Origin of the sequence: Vibrio sp. VGrn 2 (assembly GCF_009361695.1) — a bacterium.
Lineage (GTDB): Bacteria > Pseudomonadota > Gammaproteobacteria > Enterobacterales > Vibrionaceae > Vibrio > Vibrio diabolicus.
This window is the reverse complement of sequence record NZ_RBWD01000001.1, coordinates 602291-627800: the sequence shown is the minus strand read 5'-3', so window position 1 is coordinate 627800 and position 25510 is coordinate 602291. Positions and strand designations below refer to the sequence as shown.

21 protein-coding genes are annotated in these 25510 nt (G+C 44.2%); 9 read left to right on the top strand and 12 right to left on the bottom strand.

Going from position 1 to position 25510, the window contains the following annotated elements; genetic code table 11:
* Positions 1-26: 26 nt before the first annotated feature.
* From fabD to yceD, 5 genes are all read right to left on the bottom strand, one after another.
* Complete coding sequence (fabD, locus tag D8S93_RS03020) at positions 27-950, bottom strand: ACP S-malonyltransferase (RefSeq protein WP_145532884.1); 924 nt, start codon at positions 948-950, stop codon at positions 27-29.
* Positions 951-1025: 75 nt separating this feature from the next.
* Complete coding sequence (locus D8S93_RS03015; RefSeq protein ID WP_005396980.1) at positions 1026-1976, bottom strand: beta-ketoacyl-ACP synthase III; 951 nt, start codon at positions 1974-1976, stop codon at positions 1026-1028.
* Between the two features lie 5 nt (positions 1977-1981).
* Positions 1982-3007 (bottom strand): phosphate acyltransferase PlsX, encoded by a 1026-nt coding sequence (gene plsX, locus D8S93_RS03010; protein ID WP_012841590.1) that lies wholly within the window; start codon positions 3005-3007, stop codon positions 1982-1984.
* Positions 3008-3017: 10 nt separating this feature from the next.
* Positions 3018-3188: a 50S ribosomal protein L32 gene (rpmF, locus tag D8S93_RS03005; RefSeq protein ID WP_005396978.1), complete on the bottom strand. Its 171-nt coding sequence runs from the start codon at positions 3186-3188 to the stop codon at positions 3018-3020.
* 59 nt (positions 3189-3247) lie between these two features.
* On the bottom strand, positions 3248-3772 hold the full coding sequence (gene yceD, locus D8S93_RS03000; RefSeq protein ID WP_005396977.1) for a 23S rRNA accumulation protein YceD: 525 nt from the start codon (positions 3770-3772) through the stop codon (positions 3248-3250).
* A gap of 149 nt (positions 3773-3921) precedes the next feature.
* Between yceD and D8S93_RS02995 the strand changes: the two genes are divergently transcribed.
* Positions 3922-4503, top strand: a complete 582-nt coding sequence (locus D8S93_RS02995; RefSeq protein ID WP_005396976.1) for a Maf family protein — start codon at positions 3922-3924, stop codon at positions 4501-4503.
* Positions 4504-4562: 59 nt separating this feature from the next.
* Here the strand turns inward: D8S93_RS02995 and rluC are convergent, their stop codons facing one another.
* On the bottom strand, positions 4563-5507 hold the full coding sequence (gene rluC / locus D8S93_RS02990; protein WP_053808939.1) for a 23S rRNA pseudouridine(955/2504/2580) synthase RluC: 945 nt from the start codon (positions 5505-5507) through the stop codon (positions 4563-4565).
* Between the two features lie 639 nt (positions 5508-6146).
* Here rluC and rne point away from each other — a divergent pair.
* Positions 6147-9230: a ribonuclease E gene (rne, locus tag D8S93_RS02980; protein ID WP_152811893.1), complete on the top strand. Its 3084-nt coding sequence runs from the start codon at positions 6147-6149 to the stop codon at positions 9228-9230.
* Positions 9231-9562: 332 nt separating this feature from the next.
* Positions 9563-11122 carry a SulP family inorganic anion transporter gene (locus tag D8S93_RS02970; RefSeq protein ID WP_005396973.1) on the top strand — a complete coding sequence of 520 codons (1560 nt, stop codon included), beginning with the start codon at positions 9563-9565 and terminating at the stop codon, positions 11120-11122.
* Between the two features lie 60 nt (positions 11123-11182).
* Here the strand turns inward: D8S93_RS02970 and D8S93_RS02965 are convergent, their stop codons facing one another.
* Positions 11183-11632 carry a low molecular weight protein-tyrosine-phosphatase gene (locus tag D8S93_RS02965; protein ID WP_152811891.1) on the bottom strand — a complete coding sequence of 150 codons (450 nt, stop codon included), beginning with the start codon at positions 11630-11632 and terminating at the stop codon, positions 11183-11185.
* 117 nt (positions 11633-11749) lie between these two features.
* Between D8S93_RS02965 and cobO the strand changes: the two genes are divergently transcribed.
* Positions 11750-12355, top strand: coding sequence for a cob(I)yrinic acid a,c-diamide adenosyltransferase (cobO, locus tag D8S93_RS02960; RefSeq protein WP_005396966.1), 606 nt, complete (start codon positions 11750-11752; stop codon positions 12353-12355).
* A 62-nt stretch (positions 12356-12417) separates the two neighbouring features.
* On the opposite strand, the gene D8S93_RS02955 is transcribed toward cobO, so the two are convergent.
* The 3 genes from D8S93_RS02955 to apbC all read right to left on the bottom strand — a co-directional run bounded on the left by D8S93_RS02955 (position 12418) and on the right by apbC (position 16592).
* Positions 12418-14505, bottom strand: coding sequence for an AsmA family protein (locus D8S93_RS02955; RefSeq protein ID WP_152811889.1), 2088 nt, complete (start codon positions 14503-14505; stop codon positions 12418-12420).
* Positions 14506-14693: 188 nt separating this feature from the next.
* A complete protein-coding gene (gene udk / locus D8S93_RS02950) occupies positions 14694-15335 on the bottom strand; it encodes a uridine kinase (RefSeq protein WP_005396962.1) in 642 nt (213 codons plus the stop codon).
* Positions 15336-15515: 180 nt separating this feature from the next.
* The gene (gene apbC, locus D8S93_RS02945) at positions 15516-16592 is read right to left on the bottom strand and encodes an iron-sulfur cluster carrier protein ApbC (protein ID WP_152811887.1); all 1077 of its coding nucleotides are present in this window, start codon (positions 16590-16592) and stop codon (positions 15516-15518) included.
* A 162-nt stretch (positions 16593-16754) separates the two neighbouring features.
* On the opposite strand from apbC, the gene metG reads away from it, so the two are divergent.
* Together metG and D8S93_RS02935 are read left to right on the top strand one after the other, a co-directional pair.
* Positions 16755-18830, top strand: coding sequence for a methionine--tRNA ligase (gene metG / locus D8S93_RS02940; RefSeq protein ID WP_134647364.1), 2076 nt, complete (start codon positions 16755-16757; stop codon positions 18828-18830).
* A gap of 206 nt (positions 18831-19036) precedes the next feature.
* The gene (locus tag D8S93_RS02935) at positions 19037-19852 is read left to right on the top strand and encodes a hypothetical protein (RefSeq protein ID WP_152811885.1); all 816 of its coding nucleotides are present in this window, start codon (positions 19037-19039) and stop codon (positions 19850-19852) included.
* Positions 19853-19966: 114 nt separating this feature from the next.
* Here the strand turns inward: D8S93_RS02935 and fadR are convergent, their stop codons facing one another.
* Entirely contained in the window at positions 19967-20806 is an 840-nt protein-coding gene (fadR, locus tag D8S93_RS02930) for a fatty acid metabolism transcriptional regulator FadR (RefSeq protein WP_005396954.1), read from the bottom strand.
* A gap of 639 nt (positions 20807-21445) precedes the next feature.
* On the opposite strand from fadR, the gene nhaB reads away from it, so the two are divergent.
* Both nhaB and dsbB read left to right on the top strand, forming a co-directional pair.
* Positions 21446-23032 (top strand): Na(+)/H(+) antiporter NhaB, encoded by a 1587-nt coding sequence (nhaB, locus tag D8S93_RS02925; RefSeq protein ID WP_005396952.1) that lies wholly within the window; start codon positions 21446-21448, stop codon positions 23030-23032.
* Between the two features lie 83 nt (positions 23033-23115).
* Positions 23116-23652: a disulfide bond formation protein DsbB gene (gene dsbB / locus D8S93_RS02920; RefSeq protein ID WP_005396949.1), complete on the top strand. Its 537-nt coding sequence runs from the start codon at positions 23116-23118 to the stop codon at positions 23650-23652.
* Between the two features lie 91 nt (positions 23653-23743).
* Here the strand turns inward: dsbB and D8S93_RS02915 are convergent, their stop codons facing one another.
* Positions 23744-24361, bottom strand: coding sequence for a YecA family protein (locus D8S93_RS02915; RefSeq protein WP_048625767.1), 618 nt, complete (start codon positions 24359-24361; stop codon positions 23744-23746).
* A 170-nt stretch (positions 24362-24531) separates the two neighbouring features.
* On the opposite strand from D8S93_RS02915, the gene dusC reads away from it, so the two are divergent.
* Positions 24532-25491, top strand: coding sequence for a tRNA dihydrouridine(16) synthase DusC (dusC, locus tag D8S93_RS02910; RefSeq protein WP_104974980.1), 960 nt, complete (start codon positions 24532-24534; stop codon positions 25489-25491).
* Positions 25492-25510: the final 19 nt, after the last annotated feature.

The following is a 25510-nucleotide window of genomic DNA, read 5'->3' as shown; positions in this document are numbered from 1 at the left end:
TATCGCAAGTTTTATCGCTTGATGGATTACTTCGCCGCGTCTAGCGACGCAACATCATTCACTGCTGCTGCAGTTAGCGTTTTCACGATACGTTTTGTTAGACCTGTTAAAACCTTACCAGGACCAAGCTCAAGAAGCTGTTCTACCCCTTGCTCGTGCATAAGCTCGACTGTTTCAGTCCAGCGAACTGGGCTATGTAGCTGACGAACAAGCGCATCTTTGATTTTTGCAGGATCTGTCTCAGCGACCACATCAACGTTGTTGATAACTGGAAGCTGTGGTGAGTTAAATTCGATAGACTCAAGAGCTACTGCAAGTTTTTCCGCTGCTGGCTTCATAAGCGCACAGTGTGATGGAACTGAAACAGGAAGAGGAAGCGCACGTTTCGCACCAGCTTCTTTACATAGCGCTCCCGCACGCTCTACTGCGTCTTTGCTACCCGCGATAACTACCTGACCAGGCGAGTTAAAGTTTACTGGAGAGACCACTTCGCCTTGCGCTGCGTCTTCACACGCTTTTGCAATCGCGTCATCAGCCAAACCGATAATCGCGTACATTGCGCCAGTACCAGCTGGTACTGCTTCTTGCATAAGTTGACCACGTAATTCAACCAGCTTGATTGCTTCTTTAAAATCAATAACACCCGCACATACAAGTGCTGAGTACTCACCTAGGCTGTGACCGGCTAGGTTTGCTGGTTGCTCTAAACCGAGCTCCTGCCATACACGCCAGATTGCAACAGATGAAGCTAGCAAAGCTGGTTGAGTGCGGAAAGTCTCGTTTAAATCTTCTGCAGGTCCATTTTGAACAAGCGCCCATAGATCGTAACCTAGTGCGTCAGATGCTTCTGCAAATGTTTGTTTTACTACGTCATATTGTTCGCCTAGTTCTGCAAGCATACCTACAGCTTGAGAACCTTGACCTGGAAATACGATAGCAAACTTGCTCATGTTGTTTTCCTTTAAGCAAAGTAAAAAGAAATAAGATGCAACAAGTGCACCTTAAATTTTGAATTCTCGTGAAACTTAGAACTTCACCAGAGCAGAGCCCCAAGTGAAACCACCACCAAACGCCTCTAGCAATAAAGTCTGCCCGCGTTTAATGCGACCATCGCGCACAGCTTCATCCAGCGCAGACGGTACTGTCGCCGCAGAAGTGTTCCCGTGTCGGTCTAATGTCACTACGACTTGGTCCAAAGACATTGAAAGCTTTTTCGCTGTTGCCGAAATAATTCGATAGTTCGCTTGATGCGGTACTAGCCAGTCTAGTTCAGACTTATGCATGTTGTTGGCTTCAAGCGTATCTTTTACTAGTTTCGATAACTGAGTGACAGCGACTTTGAATACTTCGTTACCTGCCATATGAAGCCATTTGTCAGCATCTTGACCACGCTCAGGTACAGGTAGGCTTAGTAGCTCACCGAATTGACCATCCGAGTATATGTGGGTAGAAATAATACCTGGCTCTTGGCTAGCGCCTACGACAACGGCTCCAGCACCATCACCAAATAGGATAATGGTTGAACGGTCTGTCGGATCACACGTTTTAGACAAAGCATCTGAACCAATAACAAGTACGTTTTTACACATACCCGATTTAATATGTTGGTCTGCAACAGATAATGCGTACACAAAACCAGAACAAGCAGCGGCTAAGTCAAAAGCTGGACAACCTTTAATGCCAAGCTTTGCCTGCACCTGACACGCAGATGAAGGGAAAGTATGGCTACTGCTCGTTGTGGCTACGATAATCAGGTCGATATCGTTTTTATCAATACCCGCCATATCGATAGCGTTTTCAGCTGCGTAGAATGCCATGTCCGCTACAGTCTCATTTTCTGCAGCAATTCGACGCTCTTTAATACCCGTGCGAGCAACGATCCACTCATCACTTGTATCTACCATTTTCTCTAGATCTGCGTTTGTACGCACCTGAGATGGCAGGTAGCTGCCAGTACCTAAAATTTTGCTATACATGAAGACTAATAATGCCTCTCGAGTAAAACCGCTTCCAAACGATCGCTAATACGGCTTGGTACTTGTCGTTTGACCTCGTGTACTGCCTCGCCAAGTGCATTGACAATCGCAGATACATCCGCACTTCCATGGCTTTTTATGACAATGCCGCGCAATCCTAGCAAACTTGCGCCGTTATACTGGTCGGGGTTCAGTGTTTTTAGTTCATTAAATAGCCGAGAAAACAACTTTCTAGCAATCCAACCCTTTATCGTTGACGCCATCATACTGGTTTTAATTTTTTCGATAAAAAGTTGAGCTGTTCCCTCACTGGCTTTTAAGCATACGTTGCCGACAAACCCATCACATACAATGACGTCTGCAACATCATGCAAAATTTGATTACCTTCAATATAACCAACAAAGTTAATCGCGTCGGTCTGAGAAAGCATTTCTGCGCAACGTTTGACTAAATCGTTACCTTTAATCTCTTCTGCGCCAATATTGAGTACAGCAACGCGAGGAGGACAACCTAAGTGTTCTTCTGCTAGTGCACTGCCCATTACAGCAAATTGGAACAAACTATCAGCATCGCACGATACATTCGCACCTAGATCTAGCATCCAAGTACGCTTTCCAGTAATCGTCGGTAAAGCTGAAACTAAAGCAGGACGTTCAATACCAGGAAGTAACTTAAGAATGAAACGCGATAGTGCCATTAATGCACCGGTGTTGCCACCACTAACACAAGCATCCGCCTTCTGCTCAGAAACCAAATCGATAGCCATACGCATGGAACTATTTTGGCTATTACGTAGTGCCAATGAAGGTTTTTCTGAGTTCGAGATAACTTTCTCACTATGAAGAATAGTCAAGCGGGAACTGGTCGAGGTACCGAGTTGAGATAATTGAGACGTGATCAGAGATTGATCACCTATAAGAATCACTTTTAGCTCTGGGAAATGAGACAGTGCCTGCACGGCGGCAGGCACTGTTACGCGTGGACCGAAATCCCCGCCCATTGCATCAAGTGCAACGGTAATACTTTGCAAAGGTTCAACCTTACTTGTTGATAACCTTTTGACCACGGTAGTAACCTTCAGCAGTTACGTTGTGGCGTAGGTGAGTTTCACCAGAAGTCGCGTCTACAGATAGAGCAGCTGTAGTTAGCGCATCGTGTGAACGACGCATACCGCGCTTAGAACGAGTTTTACGGTTTTTCTGTACGGCCATTGACCCTACTCCTATACTATTGGGTTAAAAACCTGAAGAAGAATCGGTTACCACACCTATTACTTTTTCAGACTTTTCAAAACGTCGAATGGATTCGGTTTTTCTTCCTCAATTTCTTCAGGAATCTCACCAAAAACCATGTTATTTGAATCAACGCTACAATCCGCTTCATCGTGCATCGCAATTTGAGGTAATGCTAAGATGAACTCGTCTTCAACCAGTTGTATAAGGTCTAATTCACCATATTCATTTAGATCTACCAAATCATAAATTTCTGGTGCTTCCTGTTCCGTTTTCTCACCGTAGTAAGGAGTAGAAAGGAATTCAACTTCGCACTCATGTGCGAATACCTCATTACAACGCTGACACTCTAAATCGACTTCGATGTTAGCTTTACCAGAGATAACAACAAGTCGCTGTTCATCCATCCCAAATGACAATGAGACTTCTGCGTCGCGTTTTACGCCTTCAGTTGTTTCCGCTAAGCGCTTGAAAAGACTAGCTTGGATGATGCCATCGTAATCCAATCGTTTCTGTGCAGCTTTTGCTGGGTCAACCGTTCGCGGTATTTTTACCTTTTGCATAGGGCGCGAATATTATCTTCCAAATCAAAATTAGTCAAAGAAAAAGGCAAAAAAGTTGTACTTTTTTACGCTTAACATACAGAGCATTAGCCAGAATCATTTTTGATCGATTATCCTATCGGAAATGCTCCCACGAATTGTAATTCAAAATGAAAAATTACCAACTGGTTTTAGCCTCAACCTCCCCTTTTCGTAAACAACTGCTTGAAAAGCTTTCACTACCGTTCATTTGTTTATCACCTGATTGCGATGAAACACCGTTTGACCAGGAAACGCCTCTTGAACTGGTGCAAAGATTGGCCCAAGAGAAAGCAACATCTTGCCAGACGGATAAAGCAAGTTTAGTTATCGGCAGTGACCAGGTTTGTGTCATTAATGGTGAAATCGTTGGCAAACCTTTAAATAGAGACAACGCAATAAATCAACTTTTGTCTCAAAGTGGAAAAGTCATCACTTTCTATACTGGTCTTGCGGTACATAACACCGTCACAAACCATACAGAAGTCGGCTTTGATTCTTTCGAAGTACACTTTAGAGATTTGACGCTTGAACAAATCGAGCGCTACGTCGACAGGGAAGAACCTTTTTACTGCGCAGGCAGCTTTAAAAGCGAAGGAATGGGAATTTGTTTGTTTAACAAATTAGTGGGGAAAGATCCGAATACACTTGTCGGGCTACCACTGATTGATTTGATTGATATGTTGCATGTTCAGGGACTCGATGTCCTTTAATCCAAAGACTATAAAAGGGAGCCACAGGCTCCCTTTTTATGTCCACGAGGAAAACATGGTTACGCGTTTCTTAAACCCGCCAACACTTTTTCTAGCTTCGGTTCCATCGGTGCGTTTATTTCCATCCACTCATCATTTGATGGGTGTTGGAACTTGATGTTTGCCGCGTGTAGGAACAAACGATCTAAACCAACTTGACCTGTGTAAGCATCAAAGCGACGGTCACCGTAGCGATCATCCCAAGCGATTGGGTGGCCCGTGTATTGTGTATGAACTCGGATTTGGTGAGTTCGACCAGTAATCGGACTCGCTTGAATCAATGTTGCTTGTTCAAACTTTTCCAAAATCTTAAAACGCGTTTCAGACGGCTTACCGTTAGGGTTAACACGAACAATACTGTTCACTTCGTTTTTAAGCAGTGGCGCGTTCACAACCTTACAACTGCTTTTCCATTGTCCCATGACAAGAGCTAAGTAAAACTTCTTCACTGTCTTTTCACGAAACTGGGCTTGCAAGTGACGAAGTGCAGAACGCTTCTTAGCAACCAGCAAGATACCTGAAGTATCACGGTCAATACGATGCACAAGTTCAAGAAAGCGAGCTTGAGGACGAAGAGCTCTAAGCGCTTCGATCGCGCCAAACTTTAAGCCACTGCCACCATGCACAGCGGTGCCAGATGGTTTGTTTAGAATTAACATATGATCATCTTCGAAGATGATCATATCTTCCAACTCTGCGACTTTGTTTAGTTTCGTACTTGGCGCGACATCGTCATCTTTTTTCTCGACTGTCACCGGTGGAATACGAACGAGATCGCCTGCTTTTAACTTGTACTCTGCTTTTATACGCTTTTTATTTACACGTACTTCACCCTTACGCACGATTCGGTAAATCATGCTTTTAGGGATGTCTTTTAATTGGTTGCGCAAAAAATTATCAATGCGCTGACCCGCCATATCTTCGTCAATGTCGACGAACTGGACTTTTGTTCTTATTTCGTTCATGGGCTGTATTGTAAACTCAATTTCGTGCGACTTCACATTATTCTTGTCGTAAAAGAAACACTTGGTGGCACATACTGGTCTAAATTTCGCCAAGCTTTTGTTTAAATTATTAAAACTCTCAATCAAGTTCTCAATTTGTTTTCTGTCTTGAACAGTTTGCACATCTCAATTGCTTATGAAACAGCCAGTTATAAATTAGAAATTTTGAGTTTAGCGGCAAATTTTCTATCGTTTGCGTGAAAGCAGATTGCTGATAGCCACGCGCACTGCTATAGTTCACAGCTGCTAAGGAAGGTTTGGTTACATTTTATTCATTACCAATCATTTATCCTCAAGCAATGTGAGTAGATCGTTGAAGGTCGAGTGCAGCATTGGCGTGAGACACATCGAATTCAACACTCTTGCCACCCTACTCCTCGCATATTCACGTTGAGTACCTACCGCCCAAATAGCGGGTCACAAGTCTACGTTTCCAACAGAAACCACAAGAGGCTTGTGATGACTGAAGTGCCCGAGAGCATCCCCTTCCAGCCGGGAGGCTGCAAAATACAAGCCATGGGATCAGGCACCGTGAAAGAGCGAAAAAACAGTGGCAAGTCGACAAGAAAGATATAAAAGAAAAGACAACGAGAATTTTCAATGAAAAGAATGTTAATTAACGCAACTCAAAAAGAAGAGTTGCGTGTCGCTCTGGTTGATGGCCAGCGACTTTTCGATCTTGATATCGAGAGTCCAGGTCATGAATCTAAAAAAGCGAATATCTACAAAGGACGTATCACACGTATCGAACCAAGCTTAGAAGCCGCATTTGTTGATTACGGCGCCGAGCGTCACGGTTTCCTCCCTCTCAAAGAAATTGCCCGCGAATATTTCCCTGAAGGTTACACCTACCAAGGTCGTCCAAGCATCAAAGAAGTGCTAACGGAAGGCCAAGAAGTTATCGTTCAAGTGGAAAAAGAAGAACGTGGAAGCAAGGGCGCAGCTCTTACTACTTTCATTTCTCTTGCTGGTAGTTACCTTGTTCTGATGCCTAACAACCCTCGTGCTGGCGGTATTTCTCGTCGAATCGAAGGTGACGAGCGTACTCAACTAAAAGCCGCATTAAGTACTTTGGAACTGCCTCAGGGCATGGGCCTAATCGTACGTACTGCTGGCGTTGGCAAGAGTGCTGAAGAACTTGAGTGGGATTTGAATGTACTACTTAACCACTGGGGTGCAATCAAAGGTGCAGCGGACTCGAACCCTGCTCCATTCTTAATCCACCAAGAAAGTAACGTTATCGTTCGTGCAATCCGTGACTATTTGCGTCGTGATATTGGCGAAATCTTAATTGACAGCAACACCATCTACGAACGTGCAAAAGAGCACATTCAATTGGTGCGCCCTGATTTCCTTAACCGCGTTAAGAAATATGAAGGCGAAGTTCCACTATTCAGCCACTACCAAATCGAAAGCCAAATTGAATCAGCTTTCCAACGTGAAGTGCGTCTGCCATCTGGTGGTTCTATTGTTATTGACCCAACCGAAGCACTAACGTCTATCGATATCAACTCTGCTCGTGCAACCAAGGGCGGCGATATTGAAGAAACAGCCCTAAACACGAACCTAGAAGCAGCCGACGAAATTGCTCGCCAGTTACGTCTACGTGACTTGGGTGGCTTAGTGGTTATCGACTTTATCGATATGACACCTGTTCGCCACCAACGAGAAGTAGAAAACCGTCTACGTGAAGCCGTTCGTCTTGATCGCGCTCGTGTACAAATCGGTCGTATTTCTCGCTTTGGTTTGTTGGAGATGTCACGTCAACGTTTAAGCCCTTCTCTAGCAGAAGCAAGCCACCACATCTGTCCTCGCTGTAGCGGTACTGGAGTCGTTCGCGACAACGAATCTCTAGCACTTTCTGTACTTCGTTTAATCGAAGAGGAAGCACTGAAAGACAATACAGCGCAAGTTCTCGCAGTTGTACCTGTGCCAATCGCTTCTTACTTGTTGAACGAAAAACGTCGTTCAGTGAACCATATCGAACGCATTCAAGAAGTGAAGATTACGGTTGTTCCAAACTCTGACATGGAAACGCCGCACTTCGAAGTTATCCGTGTTCGTGAAGGTGAAGAGTTCGATCTGATTTCTTACCTACTTCCTAAAAAACTGGAAGCAATGAAAGAAGCGGAAGGTAAAGAGCCAGCGGAAGTTGACGTAAAACCTAAACGAATCGAAGAACCTGTTCTTAAAGGCTTTGCGGCTCCTTCTCAAACGGCACCAGCACCAGCAGCTAAACCTGCCCCTGAGGCGAAGAAGAAAGAACAGAAAGTTGAACAAGAAGAAAAACCTGGACTGTTCAGCCGTTTGTTTAAAGCACTTGGTAGTTTCCTATTCGGCGGTTCTGAAGAAGTAAAAGAAGAACCGAAACCTCAGGAAGAGAAAAAGCCAAATCGCGATAATCGACGCAACAAACGTGATCGCAATGATCGTCGTCGCAATAACAACCAACGCGATAATCGTGAGAACCGCGACAATCGTGATAACCGTGATAACCGACGTCGTCGTAAGCCTCGTGATGAGCAAGCGAATGAGCAAAACGAAGCTCAACAACAAACCAATAAACAGCAAAACCGCAACCAAAAGCGTAAGCCTAAAACTCAACAAGCAGATAAAGCTCAAGAGCAAAAAGCAAATGCAAAAGTAGCGGAAAAAGGCCTGCAGCTAGCGGCAGAAGCTCGAACTGAAACAAAACCAGAAGAGAGCAAACCAAAGCAACAAAACGCGAAAGCAGAAAAAGTGAAGGAGCGTCGCCAACGTCGCAAACTGAACAAGTCTGTACGCGTTAAAGACCAAGAAGCGGTTGAGAAGAAAGCAGAAGAAACGGCGGTTAAGACTCAAGAAACGGTTGAAACCAAAGTTGAGAAGCCAACAGAAGCAGCGGTAGAAGCACAACAAGACAACAAGCAAGCAGAGTCTAAGCAACGTCGTAACCGTCGTTCGCCACGTCACCTGCGTGCAAGCGGCCAGCGCCGTCGCCGTGGTCGCGATCGCCGTCCTAACCCGTTCCGCCTGCGTAAAGGTGGTGTAGCTTCTCCTGAGATGGCTATGGGTAAAGTAATGCCACGCTACATTCCGAAACCTGCACCTAAGAAAGAAGAGCAAGTTAAGGAAGAAGCAGTAGCAGCAGTACCTACAATGCAAGGTGGCTTTGCTTGTCCAGATATGGCTATGGGTAAAGTGATTATTCGCCGCGAGCAACCTGTTGTAACAGAAGCGCCAGTTGTTGAATCAAAGGTTCAAGAAACAGTTGAAGCGAAAGTGGAAGCTCCAGTAGTAGAAGCACCTGTTGTGGAAGCAGTAATCGCAGAAAAAGCTGAATCGGCAGTAGTAGAAACAGCTTCGGTAGAGCCTATCGTTGAAACTCCTGCAACTGAACATGCTGAACCGGTTGATGCCATTGTAGAAACGGCACCAGCTGAAGAGCCTGTCGTTGAAGCGGCAAAAGAGGTTGCAGCCGAAGCGCCAGTAGCTAAACCAGAGCCTAAAGTCGAAGCCATTAAAGTTGCGGCTAAGCTAAACGCTAGCGCACCGATGACGAAAGCACCTGGCCCTCAAGAGCTACGCGAAATCACTGTTGCAGCAGCACCGTTCAAAACCGAACGTTACCAAGCTAAAGGTGCGGGTAGCCAAGTGGCTAAAAACCGCGCATCGGCAGAGATGACAAAGCCTAACTTTAACTAGGCTAAATCATTACGTTCAACTGCTTAACGGCATAAATAAATTAAAGGCTACCATCTGGTAGCCTTTTTTATCTTCATATTTTCCCAATAAATTGTTCATATAAATACCAATTCGTGATCACATTTGTACGCCATTATTCGTATCATTCTTGAACTTAATCACACTTTTCGGTAGCATGCGCCGACTCAAGTTTTCGACACCATTCTGATGCTGCTCTTTTAATACTACGGTTTACACTGCAATGCTTGATTAGAAATCAACCACTCAGTGGCTTGTGCAAATACGAATATGTGTCGGGTTTAACTCATTGCAAAGAGAACTTAAAAACAAACATGTTCGAATTTCCCCAATTTTCTAAGCACTCCGTAAAAAATGATGTGCTATCAGGCTTAACCGTTGCGCTTGCATTGGTTCCTGAAGCTGTCGCATTTGCGTTCGTCGCAGGCGTAGATCCTATGGTCGGTCTTTACGCTGCATTCATCGTTGGTCTTATTACTTCCATTTTCGGTGGTCGTCCTGGCATGATCTCTGGTGCAACAGGTGCCATGGCTGTCGTAATGGTTTCGCTTGTCGCGACTCACGGTGTCCAGTACCTATTCGCAGCCATCATGCTCGCTGGTATTCTTCAAATTGCCGCTGGTATGTTTAAATTGGGTAAGTTCATCCGTATCGTGCCTCACCCTGTGATGATCGGTTTTGTGAACGGTCTGGCTATTGTTATCTTCCTAGCTCAGTTGGGTCAGTTTAAAGCGCCAGACATCAACGGCATGCTTACTTGGCTACCACAAGACCAAATGCTACTAATGCTTGGTTTGGTTGCGCTGACTATGGCAATCATTCACTTTCTACCAAAAATCACAACAGCTGTACCCTCTTCACTTGTTGCAATCGTAACGGTGACCGCTTTAGTGGTTGGTTTGGATCTGGAAACTCGCACTGTTGTTGACTTCTTGCGTACAATGTCTGGTGATGAAGCTGCAACACTCGCAGGTTCACTGCCGACCTTCTCTATTCCGGCGGTGCCATTTACGCTAGAAACTCTACAAATCATTCTTCCATACGCGATCATTCTAGCGGCCATTGGTCTAATTGAATCTCTGCTAACGCTGACAGTTTTAGATGAGATGACGAACACTCGTGGTCAATCTAACCGCGAATGTATAGGTCAAGGTATGGCAAACATGACGTGTTCTGTGTTTGGCGCGATGGGTGGTTGTGCAATGATTGGTCAGTCGATGATCAACGTAAACTCAGGTGGTCGCGGTCGTCTATCTGGTATCGTTGCTGCTATCGCTCTATTGATGTTTATCTTATTCGCTTCTTCGTTAATTGAAATGATCCCACTCGCTGCTCTGGTTGGTGTGATGTTCATGGTTGTAATTGGTACATTCGAATGGGCAACATTTAAACTAGCGCGTCGCGTACCGAAGCAAGACTTCTTCGTTATTGTTCTTGTGACCGTTGTTACTGTTCTTACTGACCTAGCCGTTGCCGTAGCGGTTGGTGTTATTGTTTCTGCATTAATGTTTGCATGGCAACACGCTAAGCATATCTATGCCGACACGTGCTTAAACGAGGAAGGTTCAAAAGAGTACAAGATTCACGGTCCTATTTTCTTTGGTTCTGCCGCTAACTTCTTGGAGTTGTTTAACGCGCCTGAAGATCCAAAAGATGTGATTGTCGATTTTGCAGACTCTCGCGTGACGGATCACTCCGCAATTGAAGCGATTGAAACACTAGCAGAGCGTTACAACTCTCAAGGTAAAACACTACACCTTCGCCACCTAAGTCCAGATTGCCGCAAGCTTTTAGATAAAGCGGGTAGCTTGGTTGAAATTAACGTGAAGGAAGACCCAAGCTACAAAGTCGCAACCGACATTCTAGCGGGTTAACACGAATAAAAAGGGATGGGCTCAGCTCATCCCTTTTCCTATTGTCTTTAAGCCCGGCGATTATAGCTTCTTCAAAATCGCGTCTGATGCCTCTTCGATTAAATCAAGCACCAGTTCAAAGCCATCTTTTCCACCGTAATATGGGTCTGGGACTTCATCGTAATCTGACCCAGAATGACTTAAAAATAACGATACTTTGTGTCGATACTTCAACGGACAAATATCCAATAAATCGGCTAAATTTGCTTTATCTGCGGCTAATATCAGGTCAAACTTTTCAAAGTCATCAATGGTAACTTGACGCGCACGCATTCCTTTAAAAGAGTAACCTCGCTGCTTTCCTGCGGCCATTGCCCTTGAATCCGGTGGGTTTCCTGCGTGGTAGCCAATCGTACCTGCCGAATCAACCTCCACGGCAATACCCAACTCTTGAGCTTTCGCTCTTAACACTGCTTCTCCGGTTGGTGACCGACAAATGTTTCCCATACAAACAACAAGTATTTTCTTCATTTTATTCCCTGAATTATCGGTGGTTTTTCTTCACGATATGTTGGTCTATCATAGCGAGATAAATCAATGAACCCAAATTAGCTTGGGCACAGCACGAAAAGGAATTGAGGAAGTATTATGTCTATCGAAGAAAATAAAGAAGCACGCCATAAGGCTCGCCAACAAAAAGTCAAAGAACAGGTAGACGCAAAAATTGCTGCTGCTCAAGAGGAAAAAGGTCTGCTACTGATCATTACCGGAAATGGTAAAGGTAAATCGACATCAGGGTTCGGTACGATAGCACGCGCAGTAGGTCATGGTTTGAATTGTGCTGTCGCGCAGTTTATTAAAGGTACTTGGGATAATGGTGAGCGCAACCTACTTGAGAAACTCGGCGTTGAATTCCAAGTAATGGCGACCGGCTTTACATGGGAAACTCAAAACAAAGCCGCTGATACCGAAGCAGCGCAAGGCGTATGGCAAGAATGTAAGCGCATGCTCAAAGATGAATCTATCGATGTGGTTCTTTTTGACGAGCTGACGTACATGGTGAGCTACGGCTACATTGATTTAGACGAGGTCGTTGAAGCGCTGAACAACCGCCCTAAAATGCAGTCGGTTGTCATTACTGGTCGTGGCGCTCATCGCACTCTGATTGAAATGGCTGATACCGTTTCTGAAGTGAAGAATGTAAAGCATGCATTTGAGTCAGGCGTCAAAGCGCTGAAAGGTGTCGACTGGTAAAGCTCACCAGCAGAATTAAAAAAGGGTTGGCTAATGCCAACCCTTTTTGCTTTGGCTCGAATCTAATTGAATAGATTCTTTATCAAACCATCGACTGCTTCTTTGGTTTTTTCGTCTTTGATCTTGTCCGTTAGCTTCTCTACGCCACGATCGATTTCTTTCTGAGCTTTCTGCTTCAGAACATCATCAAATACGAGCTTGAATTTAGGATCCGCCCACTTACCAGACACATTGATTGGAATCGTGATATCTTTCAGCTCATCTATATCTTTGCCGCCTTGGCCTTCTAGGCTACCTACGACTGATGTGCTGATAGTAAAGTTAACAGTTTCATTGATGTAGTTTGCGGTGCCTTTACCACGAACACGGAGCAATGGAGACTGAGCTTGCATATTATCCGTTGATACGACACCTTTATTGAGCTTCAATGTCGCCGTCATCGCACTAAAATCTGTTTTCTTAACTTCATTGGTGCCTTCGACTTTTTGCCCTTTAAATTTCGCGTAGTTTTCACGAATCAATTGAGCAACGTTGATGCCATTTACCGCACCGTCAGCAAAATTGATAACAACCGTACCAGAAAGATTCTTCTTGATACCGGTAGGCGTTAGACTCTTACCGGTAACATTCACATCAATGTTACCCGTCCCTTCAAGCTTGTCGTTATCAGCGACATCAATAAGTAACGGTTGAACTTTCACGCCTTTGATTGACTTTTTCACACTGTAAGTCGCTGGTGATTGGCGTGCATCTAACTTCGCTGTCGCTGAGATTGTGCCTTGGTACAGCTTCGAACTAAATGAAGTAAGCTCAAATACGCCACGATTTACAGTGAAGCTCGTTTTTACCGCTTCCATCTTCGCATTTGCCGCTTTGAATTTGTCGATGGTAATGTCACCCTTTACATCTAACGTTTTCAACGCAGACAAATCAGGCTCAACCTCAGACCCAGCTGGAGCACTCTCGCCACCAGAAGCAGGCTTATTACCTTCGGAATCTTGCTGATCTAATCCTAAGAATTCATCAAGATCGATATTTGGGCTGTGGAGAGCAAATCGTACTTTAGGAATATCGCCAAGTGTCACATCTGCCTTACCATCTAAGGCGATAGCATTCGCTGTTAACTTCTCTAGGACAAAACTCAGGTGGTTTTTCGTTAGGTCGAAAGACAGATCAGACACCATGTCGACTGTCATCGGTGACTGAGGTAAAGCATCCCCCTCAAAAGTCGATTTAAGAGTTAACTTATCCAACTGCACTTTGCTGATAGCCTTGTCCACGCTAAGTTGACCAGCACCCTGCATATCTAACTTCATACCACCAGCGTCGCCTTTCATGGCATAAGTCAGGTTATTTACTTTATCGAATTCAAAAGTATCTAAACCGATCGTTGCCGATTCAATCTTATTGGCAGGGTCAGAGTATGTCGCATCAAAGTTGATGTTCTTTAGCGCGTAGTTTGCCAAACCTTTTTCTAGCTTAAAGTCGGCCTGACCTTTCGCTGTGAACTTTTGGTCATTCATTTCGCCCTTCACGCCAAAATCAGCCGTTGTCCAGTTGTCAAAAGCGAATTCGGAAAGGTTTAATGAGATATCATAAAGTTTGGTGTAACTACCGGCTTGCTTATCCTGCATTTCTAATGAGCCATTAGAAACCGTAACACCAGCAAGATTAATGCTCCAATCAGAGCCAGAAGGCTGCGTTTCACCATTTTGCGTAGGCGCAGTATCGCTCGCTTGCTCTGCTTGTTGTGTTTGGGCTTTCGTCAATGCATCAATATTCTTGCTGCCATCTTTCTTGGTTTCGATATAGAACTCAGCCCCATCAAGCGTGACGTTTCCAATTTCAAGCTGTTGACTAAAAAGTGGCATGACAGAGATATCTACACCAACGGTATCAACTTTGAATAAATTGGGTTTACTAAAGCCTTGTGGGTTTCGCAATTCTGTATGTCCCAACTCAAAGCCGATCGATGGGAAAAATTGCCAACTGATATCTCCTTCAATCACTAGTTCTAAACCGGTTTGCTTTTGCGCTTGCTCAACAATAAGGGGCTTAAACTGGTTAGGATTGACGAAGATGGTTAACGCTAAAATTGCGACCAAAATGACCACAATCGGTATTGCTAGAATTAAGAGCAGTTTCTTCATTTGTTTTTCCTTGCTCGAGTGTTTTTACAATTATAAGCGCAGACTCCATTTACCGCTGACAGTTCCACAAAAGCGTGAAAAATGTCTGGTTTTAACCTGCAACTGACTAATTTAAAAACAAAAAAAGAAGTGGCACTTAAGGTGCCACTTCTTCTCTTAAAAATAAAGCGATATAGCCGTCTAAAGGCTTAAGCTTTCAAAAGTCTTGCAATGTGAGCTTTTAATACATCGATTGCGATACGGTTTTTACCACCGCGAGGAACAATAATGTCCGCATATTGCTTAGAAGGTTCGATAAACTGCATGAACATCGGACGTACTGTTTGTTGATACTGCTTGAGAACAGATTCCATAGTTCGGCCTCGTTCTTCCACGTCACGCTTAACACGACGAAGCAAGCAAATATCTAACGGTGTATCCATAAATACTGTCGCGTGCATCAAATCACGAAGACGAGGGTCAGTAAGAAGAAGGATACCTTCTAGAATGATCACCTTTTTAGGCGTCATTGTGGTCGTGTTACTTGTTCTTGTGTGTTCAGTGTAGCTGTACTCAGGTACTTCTACTGCTTCACCACGTACCAATTTTTCAAGGTGCTCACACAGTAGGTCGTGGTCCAACGCACTCGGGTGATCGTAGTTCGTCTTTACTCGCTCTTCCATGCTTAGGTGGCTTTGGTCGTTGTAGTAGCAATCTTCCGTGATGACACCGATTTGATGATCGCCTACTTTCGCGCGAAGCTCATTATAAATAGTGCTCGCGATCAGACTTTTTCCAGAAGCAGAAGCGCCAGCAATACCTACGATGACGCATTGATTATTATCAGACATTAGTTTGCACCCGATGATGATTTCTAGTCACATAAAAAGATAAACTGCCTGATTATAGGGAGTTCACCCCATAGTTACTAGCTGGAATTAGGGTTTAGTCATAAGTTTCTGCCTGCTCAGAGGATTAACCTCCGAGCAAACGTTAAAATGTGCAATTATCAACCAATAGGCATAGTAAACTTAGTTCACCATTGTAAAGCTAATCGCATCTGGTTTTGCTTTGCCTTGCCAAAACATCGTGCTACATACGCGATCGGCAAGCTGCTTGTAATACCCTGCATGCTCACTTTCTGGGCGCCTTGCTACTGTTGGCACGCCAGCGTCAATATCTTCTCGCATAGAGATATGAAGCGGAATTTGTCCTAGCAGTGCTAAGCCAAACTCTTGCGACATTTTTTCTGCACCACCCATGCCAAAAATATGCTCTTTCGCGCCACATTGACTACAAATGTGATAACTCATGTTTTCCACAACACCGATAACCGGGACATGGACTTTGTTAAACATTGCCGCTCCCTTTCTTGCATCGGCAAGCGCCAAGTCTTGCGGTGTCGTGACTAACACACTACCTGTCACCGGAATCTGTTGTGACAACGTCAACTGTATATCACCCGTGCCTGGCGGCATATCAATCACCAAATAATCTAAATCGGGCCAGTCTGTTTCCGTTAATAACTGCGACAACGCTTTTGAAGCCATTGGACCGCGCCATATTGCCGCTTCTGATTTGTCCACTAAATAGCCGATAGAGTGAGTATAGATGCCGTGAGCGAAAATGGGCTCCATCCACTTACCATCACGAACTTCTGGTTTTGCATCTTCTTGCCCTAACATCATAGGGACGGAAGGTCCGTAGATATCCGCATCCAACAATCCCACTTTCGCCCCAGATTGAGCAATCGCCAACGCTAAGTTAACCGCAGTCGTTGATTTACCGACCCCACCTTTCGCAGAACTAACGGCAATGATGTTCTTAACACCTTTAACCGGATTGGCCACTTGAGTTTCTAATGCTTTAACTCCAAGGCGAATATTGAATGGGAATTCAGCCACTTTACCTGCGGTTTGTTGCTGTTTAATCCAGTCATGCAATATGGTTTGAAGCTCATTACTTGCGAATGGCAACGTTATCTCAACAGAACCTTGCGCCGTAATCGAAATTGCGCCATGAATATCTGCCCAATTTTCCACCAACTGTGGATACTGGAATTGGTTAAACCAGTGACATAAATCTTGTTTTGAAGTGAACTGATGCATAAGTCCTCCTTTTAGATGCCATGCTAACACCGTCCTCCCTCAACCAGAACCCCAAAAAAACTAAGGCATTCCGCAGTTTGACACCTTGGAGTTAGTGAGTTCATGGGGTAGTATTATCCATCAAAATTTATTTATACCTATCAAGAAAAGCGAATATTAAGTATGGCAAACGATCCAAGAAACTTTCCGTCAAGGAAAATGCTGGTAACTTGTGCCCTTCCGTACGCTAACGGTTCGATCCACCTTGGTCATATGCTTGAGCATATCCAAGCGGACATTTGGGTTCGTTACCAACGCCTACGCGGCAACACTGTAAACTTCATCTGTGCTGACGATGCTCATGGCACGCCAATCATGCTTAAAGCGCAACAGATGGGTATTACTCCTGAAGAAATGATTGCCGCAGTTAGCGAAGAGCACCAGAAAGACTTTGCTGGCTTTGATATCAGCTTTGATAACTACCACAGCACACACTCAGATGAGAACCGTGAGCTAGCGTCACACATTTATCTTGAGCTGAAGAAAAACGGCTTTATCTCTAGCCGCACAATTTCTCAGTTGTTCGACCCAGAAAAAGAGATGTTCCTACCGGACCGTTTCGTAAAAGGTACGTGTCCAAAATGTAAGTCAGAAGACCAGTACGGTGACAACTGTGACAACTGTGGTGAGACTTACAGCCCAACAGAACTGATCAATCCTAAATCTGCGGTTTCTGGTGCGACACCAGTAATGAAAGATTCTGAGCACTTCTTCTTCGACCTGCCTCAGTTTGAAAGCATGCTAAAAGAGTGGACTCGCTCTGGCTCGCTACAAGCTGAAACCGCGAACAAGATGCAAGAGTGGTTTGAATCAGGTCTACAACAATGGGATATCTCACGTGATGCACCATACTTTGGCTTCGAGATCCCTGGTGAGAAGAACAAATTCTTCTACGTATGGCTAGACGCGCCTATCGGCTACATGGGCTCTTTCAAAAATCTATGTGACAAGCGCGACGACCTAGATTTCGACGAGTATTGGAAAAAAGACAGCTCAGCAGAGCTGTACCACTTCATCGGTAAAGACATCGTTTACTTCCACAGCCTATTCTGGCCAGCAATGCTAGAAGGTTCCGGCTTCCGTAAACCAAACAACGTATTCGTACATGGCTACGTAACGGTAAACGGCGCGAAAATGTCGAAGTCTAAAGGTACTTTCGTAAAAGCAAGCACTTACCTAGAGCACCTAGACCCTGAGTGTCTACGTTACTACTACGCTGCGAAGCTAAACAGCCGTATCGACGATCTAGATCTTAACCTTGAGGACTTCACTCAGCGCGTAAACGCTGATGTTGTTAACAAGATCGTTAACCTCGCATCGCGTAATGCAGGCTTCATCGCGAAACGTTTTGAAGGCAAACTGTCTGACAACTTTGCAGAGCCTGAGCTTTACAACGAATTTGTTGCTGCGGCTGACCGTATCGCTGAGCTTTACGAAACACGTGAATTTGGTCGTGCAATCCGTGAAATCACGGCATTGGCAGACAAAGCTAACCAATACATTGATGAAAAAGCACCGTGGGTTGTAGCAAAAGAAGAAGGCAAAGATCAGGAGCTACAAGACATCTGTTCTGTCGGTATCAACCTGTTCCGTGTACTGATGACTTACCTGAAACCAGTGATGCCTGCGCTAGCTGCACGTACTGAAGCATTCCTAAACCAAGAGCTGACTTGGGAAAACATCGCTGCGCCACTAACAGGCCACGAGATCACTAAGTTCAAAGCACTGTTCAACCGTATCGATCCGAAGAATGTTGAAGCGATGATCGAAGCATCTAAAGAAGATGCGGCGGCAGAAATGGCGGCGAAAGAGAAAGCAGAAGCGGAAAAGAACAAGGCTAGCCAAACTGAGCTAGACAAAGAGCCAATCGCTGAAGAGATTGAGTTCGACGCTTTTGCAGCAGTAGATATGCGTATCGCTCGTATCATCTCTTGTGAAGAAGTGCCAAAAGCAAACAAACTGCTTAAGTTCCAACTGGACATCGGTGGTGAAACTCGTCAAGTGTTCTCTGGCATCAAGTCAGCGTACAAACCTGAAGAGCTAGAAGGCAAACTAACGGTAATGGTAGCAAACCTAAAACCTCGTAAGATGAAGTTTGGTATGTCAGAAGGCATGATCCTAGCAGCGGGCCCTGGTGGCAGCGACTTATGGATTCTTGAGCCACACGAAGGCGCTCAACCTGGCATGCGCGTAATGTAAGTCGCATTCCAAATATAACACTATAAAATCCCTGCCAATTTGGCAGGGATTTTTTGATCATATTCACAACTTTGGTGAATCCATGCACCAATAACGACCGCCCCAAAAGAACATTTAACATAACCAGTTGTTTTAATTTAATTTTTGTTTGGCATCAAAACTGCAAACCTTCCTTGCTAGGTCCAAACACTAACAAGGAGTTGGTTATGTTTGTTTTGATTTCCACATTATTATCTATCGCTATTTTAGCCGGAATATATCACTTATCTTCTAAACGAGAGCAGCAACACGCGCGTAAATATCAGCTGTTAACATTATTGCGAGATGTTGTTCATCTGCTGAGACGCCATCGAGCTGCGACGCACTACTCACTTCAATTTCAACAAAATAACGAACAAGAATTAGAAGTCCTTCATAACGATCTCACCAACAAACTGCATCTTTTGGTCGAAACCTCACGCTTTGAAAATAAACCCATGTATCGCGTGCTGCAGATCAAAGTAGGAAAACTGCTTGAACAATGGAACGATCACAGTGTTGCAAGGAACCAGATGGAGCATGGTAAGTTAATTCGTCATTGCTTGTTCTTGATGGATGAAGTCACGATTGCTTGGTTAGCGGTAGAACAACGAGATGATCTACATAATGAGTACCACATGAACTGGCAAAACATCATGGATAGCTTAGAAACCCTGACTCAATTGAGAATTAGCATTCAAGACTTGGGAGAGCAAGGGGGGAATGAGCGTTTCAAAAATTACGCATCGGTTATGACACGTAAGCTAAATCAATTAGCAGTTATCGCTCCGCTTAGTATCGTTTCTCCTGCTTCCACACGCTCAATACAGACATTAAATAACTATGTGACAGGAAGTCATGTCGATTTAACAGAAGCAGAGCTTTATGGAGTCACATCAGACTTATCGTTGACCATCTTCAATACTTACGACCACGTACTTTCAGACATCGTTGAAGCATTGTATCTACCGTTGCCCAAACTCTCTGTAGCTGTAGCAAGATAAGCTCTATACAGTGCCGTGCCAATTGTCACAACAGGAACGTAACTGGTATTTATGGGTAAAAAAAACCGCAGACCTTAGGTTCTGCGGTTTTTCATTCATCTAACTTCTCAGCGCTTAGCTGTCATCTTCTGTGAAGTTCGTTGGTAATTGCTTTTTCATCTCGTTCCAGATTAGCGCGCTTTCCATACCATAGTGACGAATCACAACTGGCAGTTGTTCACGCTGACCACTTTCACAAGTTTCTAGCAACTGATGGTAAAACTTCAGCGCTAGCTCACGAGAAGCTGGGTTTGAGAAGTAATAGCTACCAACGCGATCATAGAGCTTCTTCAAGCCATTAAAAATCAAACCGTAAATCTGATTCCCTGAATGGAATGCTAGGCGTTGGAACAACATGTAGTCGTAAAAGTTGAACGTTTTAGCAATCAAGATTTCTTGACGCTTCGCTTCATCTTTCTCGTTGTCTTCTTTCACGTTCTGTAAGACTTTCTCAGCATAAGGTGAAGAAGCGATGAAATCGTCCCAAGAAGCAGCATTCATTAAAGCTTCACAAGATTCAATTACATTCTTGATCGTGCGCTCAGAGTTCTCTTTATTTGCTTTAAATGCATAACGCATAAAGATAGGGCTGATGTTGGTACGTGCTGCAAGCAAATCTTCTACAATGTTTGTTGCGTTATCTACGTCCAACGTCATCAACGTATCCAAAATATGCAGACCAGAGGTCTCCATAAATTGGTTTACCTTCGTTGGTTTACCGTGTTGGATTGTTAACCAACCATCACGGGCTAGTCGTTGAAGAACCTCTCGTAAAGTCGTTCGAGTAACACCAATTAGCTCAGACAGCTCGCGTTCAGCAGGTAAAATAGAGCCAGGAGGAAAACGGCCGTTCCAAATGCTCTCGATAATATATTTTTCTGCGAATCCCGCAGGGCTTTTCGCCTTTATGACCATTCTACTTTTTATCCAATATTGATTTCTGAGGGTCGATACTACTCATCATACCACTACTTAACGGTTTGAGAAAATTTACGATCAATAATTGAAACGATTCTACAATATAGAGTTAATACTCTATATGTTATGTCAATCTAGGACGGTCTGACGTGCGAGTGAAAGCGGTAAAATCTGAATTTTCGTTTAATTAAACAGCTCACAAATTGCGGAGAAATAAAGACTACTGCGTCACAATTTTATATTCAAAATATGAAAAATTACTTTGTATATCACAGTTAATATTCTTTCTTAATTTGCCTTTTCTCGTCACTGACCGTCATTTAAAATCCAAGAGGATTTTTTTGAGCCTTTCATGATATAGTAACGCCGTTTTGATCGCGTTATTACATTTAAAAAGTCATTTTAGTCGGTAGCATCACGTTTTGTTATTGACTAATAAATGCCTGAGTGTAGAGTTTGCGGTCGAAAGTGAGCGGTGCTTGAGTTCAGGGGAAGTAACTTGGCAAGACTGCAATAAACAAAGGATTGTTGTTTTACTAAGTTATTGTTTTAAAAGACTAGTTAATAAGTCTAACAAACAGATACTTAAGCACTATTGTAGTGTCTATTCATAATTTTGTTATAAAGAGAATTATCATGCCGATATCGCTCGGAAACGCTTTTATCAAGAACTTTCTTGGTAAAGCGCCTGATTGGTACAAAGTTGCCATTATAGCCTTCTTAATAATTAACCCGATTGTATTCTTCCTAATAAACCCATTTGTTGCTGGGTGGTTGCTGGTTGCTGAATTTATTTTCACGCTTGCAATGGCATTAAAATGCTACCCATTACAACCTGGTGGTTTACTTGCTATTGAAGCCATCGCTATCGGCATGACTAGCCCTGCGCAAGTTAAGCACGAGTTGGTGGCAAATATTGAAGTATTACTGCTTCTGGTATTTATGGTTGCGGGCATCTACTTCATGAAGCATTTATTGCTGTTCATTTTTACCAAAATTTTACTTGGTATTCGCTCCAAAACCCTTCTATCACTTGCGTTTTGCTTTGCCGCTGCATTTTTATCTGCGTTTTTGGATGCTTTGACGGTTATCGCCGTTGTTATCAGTGTGGCGATCGGTTTCTACTCTATCTACCACAAAGTGGCGTCAGGTAATCCGATTGGTGACCATGACCACACACAAGATGACACGATCACTGAGCTAACGCGTGATGACTTAGAAAACTACCGCGCCTTTTTACGCTCATTGTTGATGCACGCTGGTGTAGGTACTGCGTTAGGTGGCGTAACCACTATGGTGGGTGAACCTCAGAACTTAATTATTGCAGACCAAGCGGGTTGGTTATTTGGTGAATTCCTAATCCGTATGTCTCCAGTGACGCTACCCGTATTTTTCTGCGGTCTCATCACTTGTGCTCTAGTCGAAAAGCTTAAAGTGTTTGGCTACGGTGCAAAACTTCCTAACAACGTTCGTCAAATCCTCGTTGACTTTGACAATGAAGAGCGCAAAACGCGTACCAATCAAGACGTTGCAAAACTATGGGTTCAAGGACTTATTGCTGTTTGGTTGATCGTGGCATTAGCCTTGCACTTGGCGGCGGTAGGCTTAATTGGTCTTTCAGTGATCATCTTAGCGACGGCTTTCACTGGCGTCATTGAAGAGCATTCCATGGGTAAAGCGTTTGAAGAGGCTCTGCCTTTCACTGCACTACTTGCGGTATTTTTCTCGATCGTTGCGGTAATCATCGACCAAGAGTTGTTTAAACCAGTTATCGACGCGGTGCTTGCCGTTGAAGATAAAGGCACTCAGTTAGCTCTGTTCTATGTCGCGAATGGCTTACTATCAATGGTGTCGGATAACGTATTCGTCGGTACGGTTTACATCAATGAAGTAAAAACAGCACTCATTGAAGGTCTCATTACTCGCGAGCAGTTCGACTTACTGGCAGTTGCTATCAACACTGGTACTAACCTACCATCTGTTGCTACGCCAAACGGTCAAGCGGCATTCCTATTCCTACTCACCTCGGCTCTCGCTCCATTAATTCGTCTGTCTTACGGTCGAATGGTTATCATGGCGCTGCCTTACACCATCGTTCTTGCGATTGTCGGGCTAATGGGCATTATGTTCTTCCTAGAGCCTGCAACGGCTTCTTTCTACGATGCAGGCTGGATTTTACCTCATAGTGGTGATCTGACTCCCGTAGTCTCTGGCGGTCACTAAAATTTGAGTTGATTAGGAAACTTATCCACGTTAAAAAGCTCTGAGTATTCAGAGCTTTTTCTATTTCAGACAGGAACAAAAACGTGACTATTTTAAATTCACTTAACCAGTTTTCGAAGGGACGCTTATCGTGGCTGCTGCTTCTGCTATTCGTCGTTTTCTTTGAAGCATGTGCCCTCTATTTTCAGCACGTCATGATGCTTGCACCATGTGTCATGTGTATCTACGAACGAGTCGCGATGATGGGAGTGGGTGTCGCTGCAATCGTTGGTCTTATGGCACCAAATAACCCAGTTTTCCGTTGGCTAGGTTTGATTGGCTGGGGATTAAGCTCTTACAAAGGACTGTTGCTTGCTCAGCAGCACGTTGATTATCAGTTTAACCCATCACCATTCGCGACTTGTGATTTATTCGTAACATTCCCTAGTTGGGCTCCGCTTAATCAGTGGGTTCCTTGGATGTTCGAAGCATACGGCGATTGCTCGAAGATTGTTTGGCAATTCCTCGATTTATCAATGCCACAATGGTTAGTAGTTATTTTCGCTGGCAATTTAATTGCTTTAGCATTAATTGTGATCGCACAATTCTTCCCAGCAAGACGCACTAATCCGATTCGTTAATCCTTCAGAGAAATGATAACGAAAAAAGCCGACCAGATGGTCGGCTTTTTACTGAGTAAACATCGCGGCTATTTAACTTAACCACGTTAACTCAACCACGTGATTGACCACAACACTGCTTGAACTTTTTGCCGCTCTCACAAGGACAAGGATCATTGCGCCCGATACCTTTGAATGGGTTTAGGCTTTGAGCCTTATTGCCTACCATCAACTCATCCGCACCTAACGCCACTTCACCGACCATCAAATCAAGCTGGTCGATCAAGTCTGCAAGAGCTGGAGGCGTTTCAATACCGGCGTCGCGCATCTGTTGCTGCGTTGCCGACTCATCGATAGCCAGCATCAAAGTGGTCAGTAATGCTTGTAGCATACGCTGCAATCCATCATTGAGCTCAACGTCTTGCCATTGTTCTTCAATCATTGGCCAAACAGACATAAAGCCTTCGGCAAAATCAGCAAGTTGTTCAGGTTCTTTGCCTGTTAGCTCTAGCACGGAATATTCGTTTCGTTGAATTCGGTTGTGCTGCTTGTGAATTTGCTCTTCTACTGCCGGTTGAATCGCTTTGAATCCTTCACCTAATAGCGGCTCTAACCACTTTTCAGGAGCGAGTGGTTTTGTCGTCAGATTAGCAGCGAGCACTGCGCCTTCGATAAATAGGCAAGATTCATCGATGTGAATTTCGCCTTTCTCAATCAATGTGTATTGCATGACATCTGGTTTCCCATAAATTTGGCGGCATTATACCTCAGAGCATAAAAGCACGTAACCGGGAGTTGCGAGTTTGACTGTATTGAGTGCTTTGAGTCTTTTAATGACAAACTTAGCTGACATCGCTACAATCGCCCTCCTTTTTATCACCAAACTGTATTAGGCAAACTATGCGAGTTGTACTAGGCCCAATGGAAGGCGTTTTAGACCATTTGATGCGCCAAATCCTGACCGAGATAAACGACTATGACCTATGTGTTACGGAATTTGTTCGAGTCATCGACCAGTTATTGCCCGATCATGTATTTCACCGTTTATGCCCGGAGCTGTTGCAAGGTTCTCAAACCGCATCAGGTGTGCCAGTACATGTGCAATTGTTAGGACAAGAACCAAACTGGATGGCTGAGAACGCAATTAAAGCGGCAAGCCTTGGCGCTAGAGGCATCGATATAAATTTTGGTTGCCCAGCCAAAATGGTCAATAAAAGTAAGGGCGGTGCTGCTCTACTTCAGCACCCTGAGCTAATTCACCGTGTGGTTAAAGCTTGTCGAGAAGCCGTTCCAGAGGCTATTCCTGTAACCGCAAAAATTCGTCTTGGCTGGGAAAACCCTGAAGATTGCTTTGAAATTGTTGATGCCATTCAATCTGCTGGTGCAAATGAACTCACCGTTCACGCTCGGACTAAGCAGGGTGGTTACAAAGCGTCTGAGATAAAATGGGATTACATCAACCAAATTCGCGAACGTTTTGATATTCCGCTTATTGCGAATGGCGAAATCTGGAATTACCAAGACGGTCAACGTTGCATTGAAACGACTGGCGTTGACTCTTTGATGGTGTGCCGCGGCGCTTTCAATATCCCTAACTTGGGCAACATGGTAAAACACAACCACCAGCCAATGTCATGGCCCGAGGTGGTTGAGCTACTGATCTACTACTCCAAGTTTGAGATGAAAGGCGACAAAGGCTTGTACTATCCAAACCGCGTAAAACAATGGTTCTCTTACTTACGTCAGGCCTATCCTGAAGCAAAAGATCTATTCAGAGAAATCCGAACGTTTAACAAAGCCGCGCCGATTGTTGAGCATATTCAACGTTATCGTGATGAGTTAAATTCTCAGGTTGCATAAAATCTGAGCATTGCAAAGG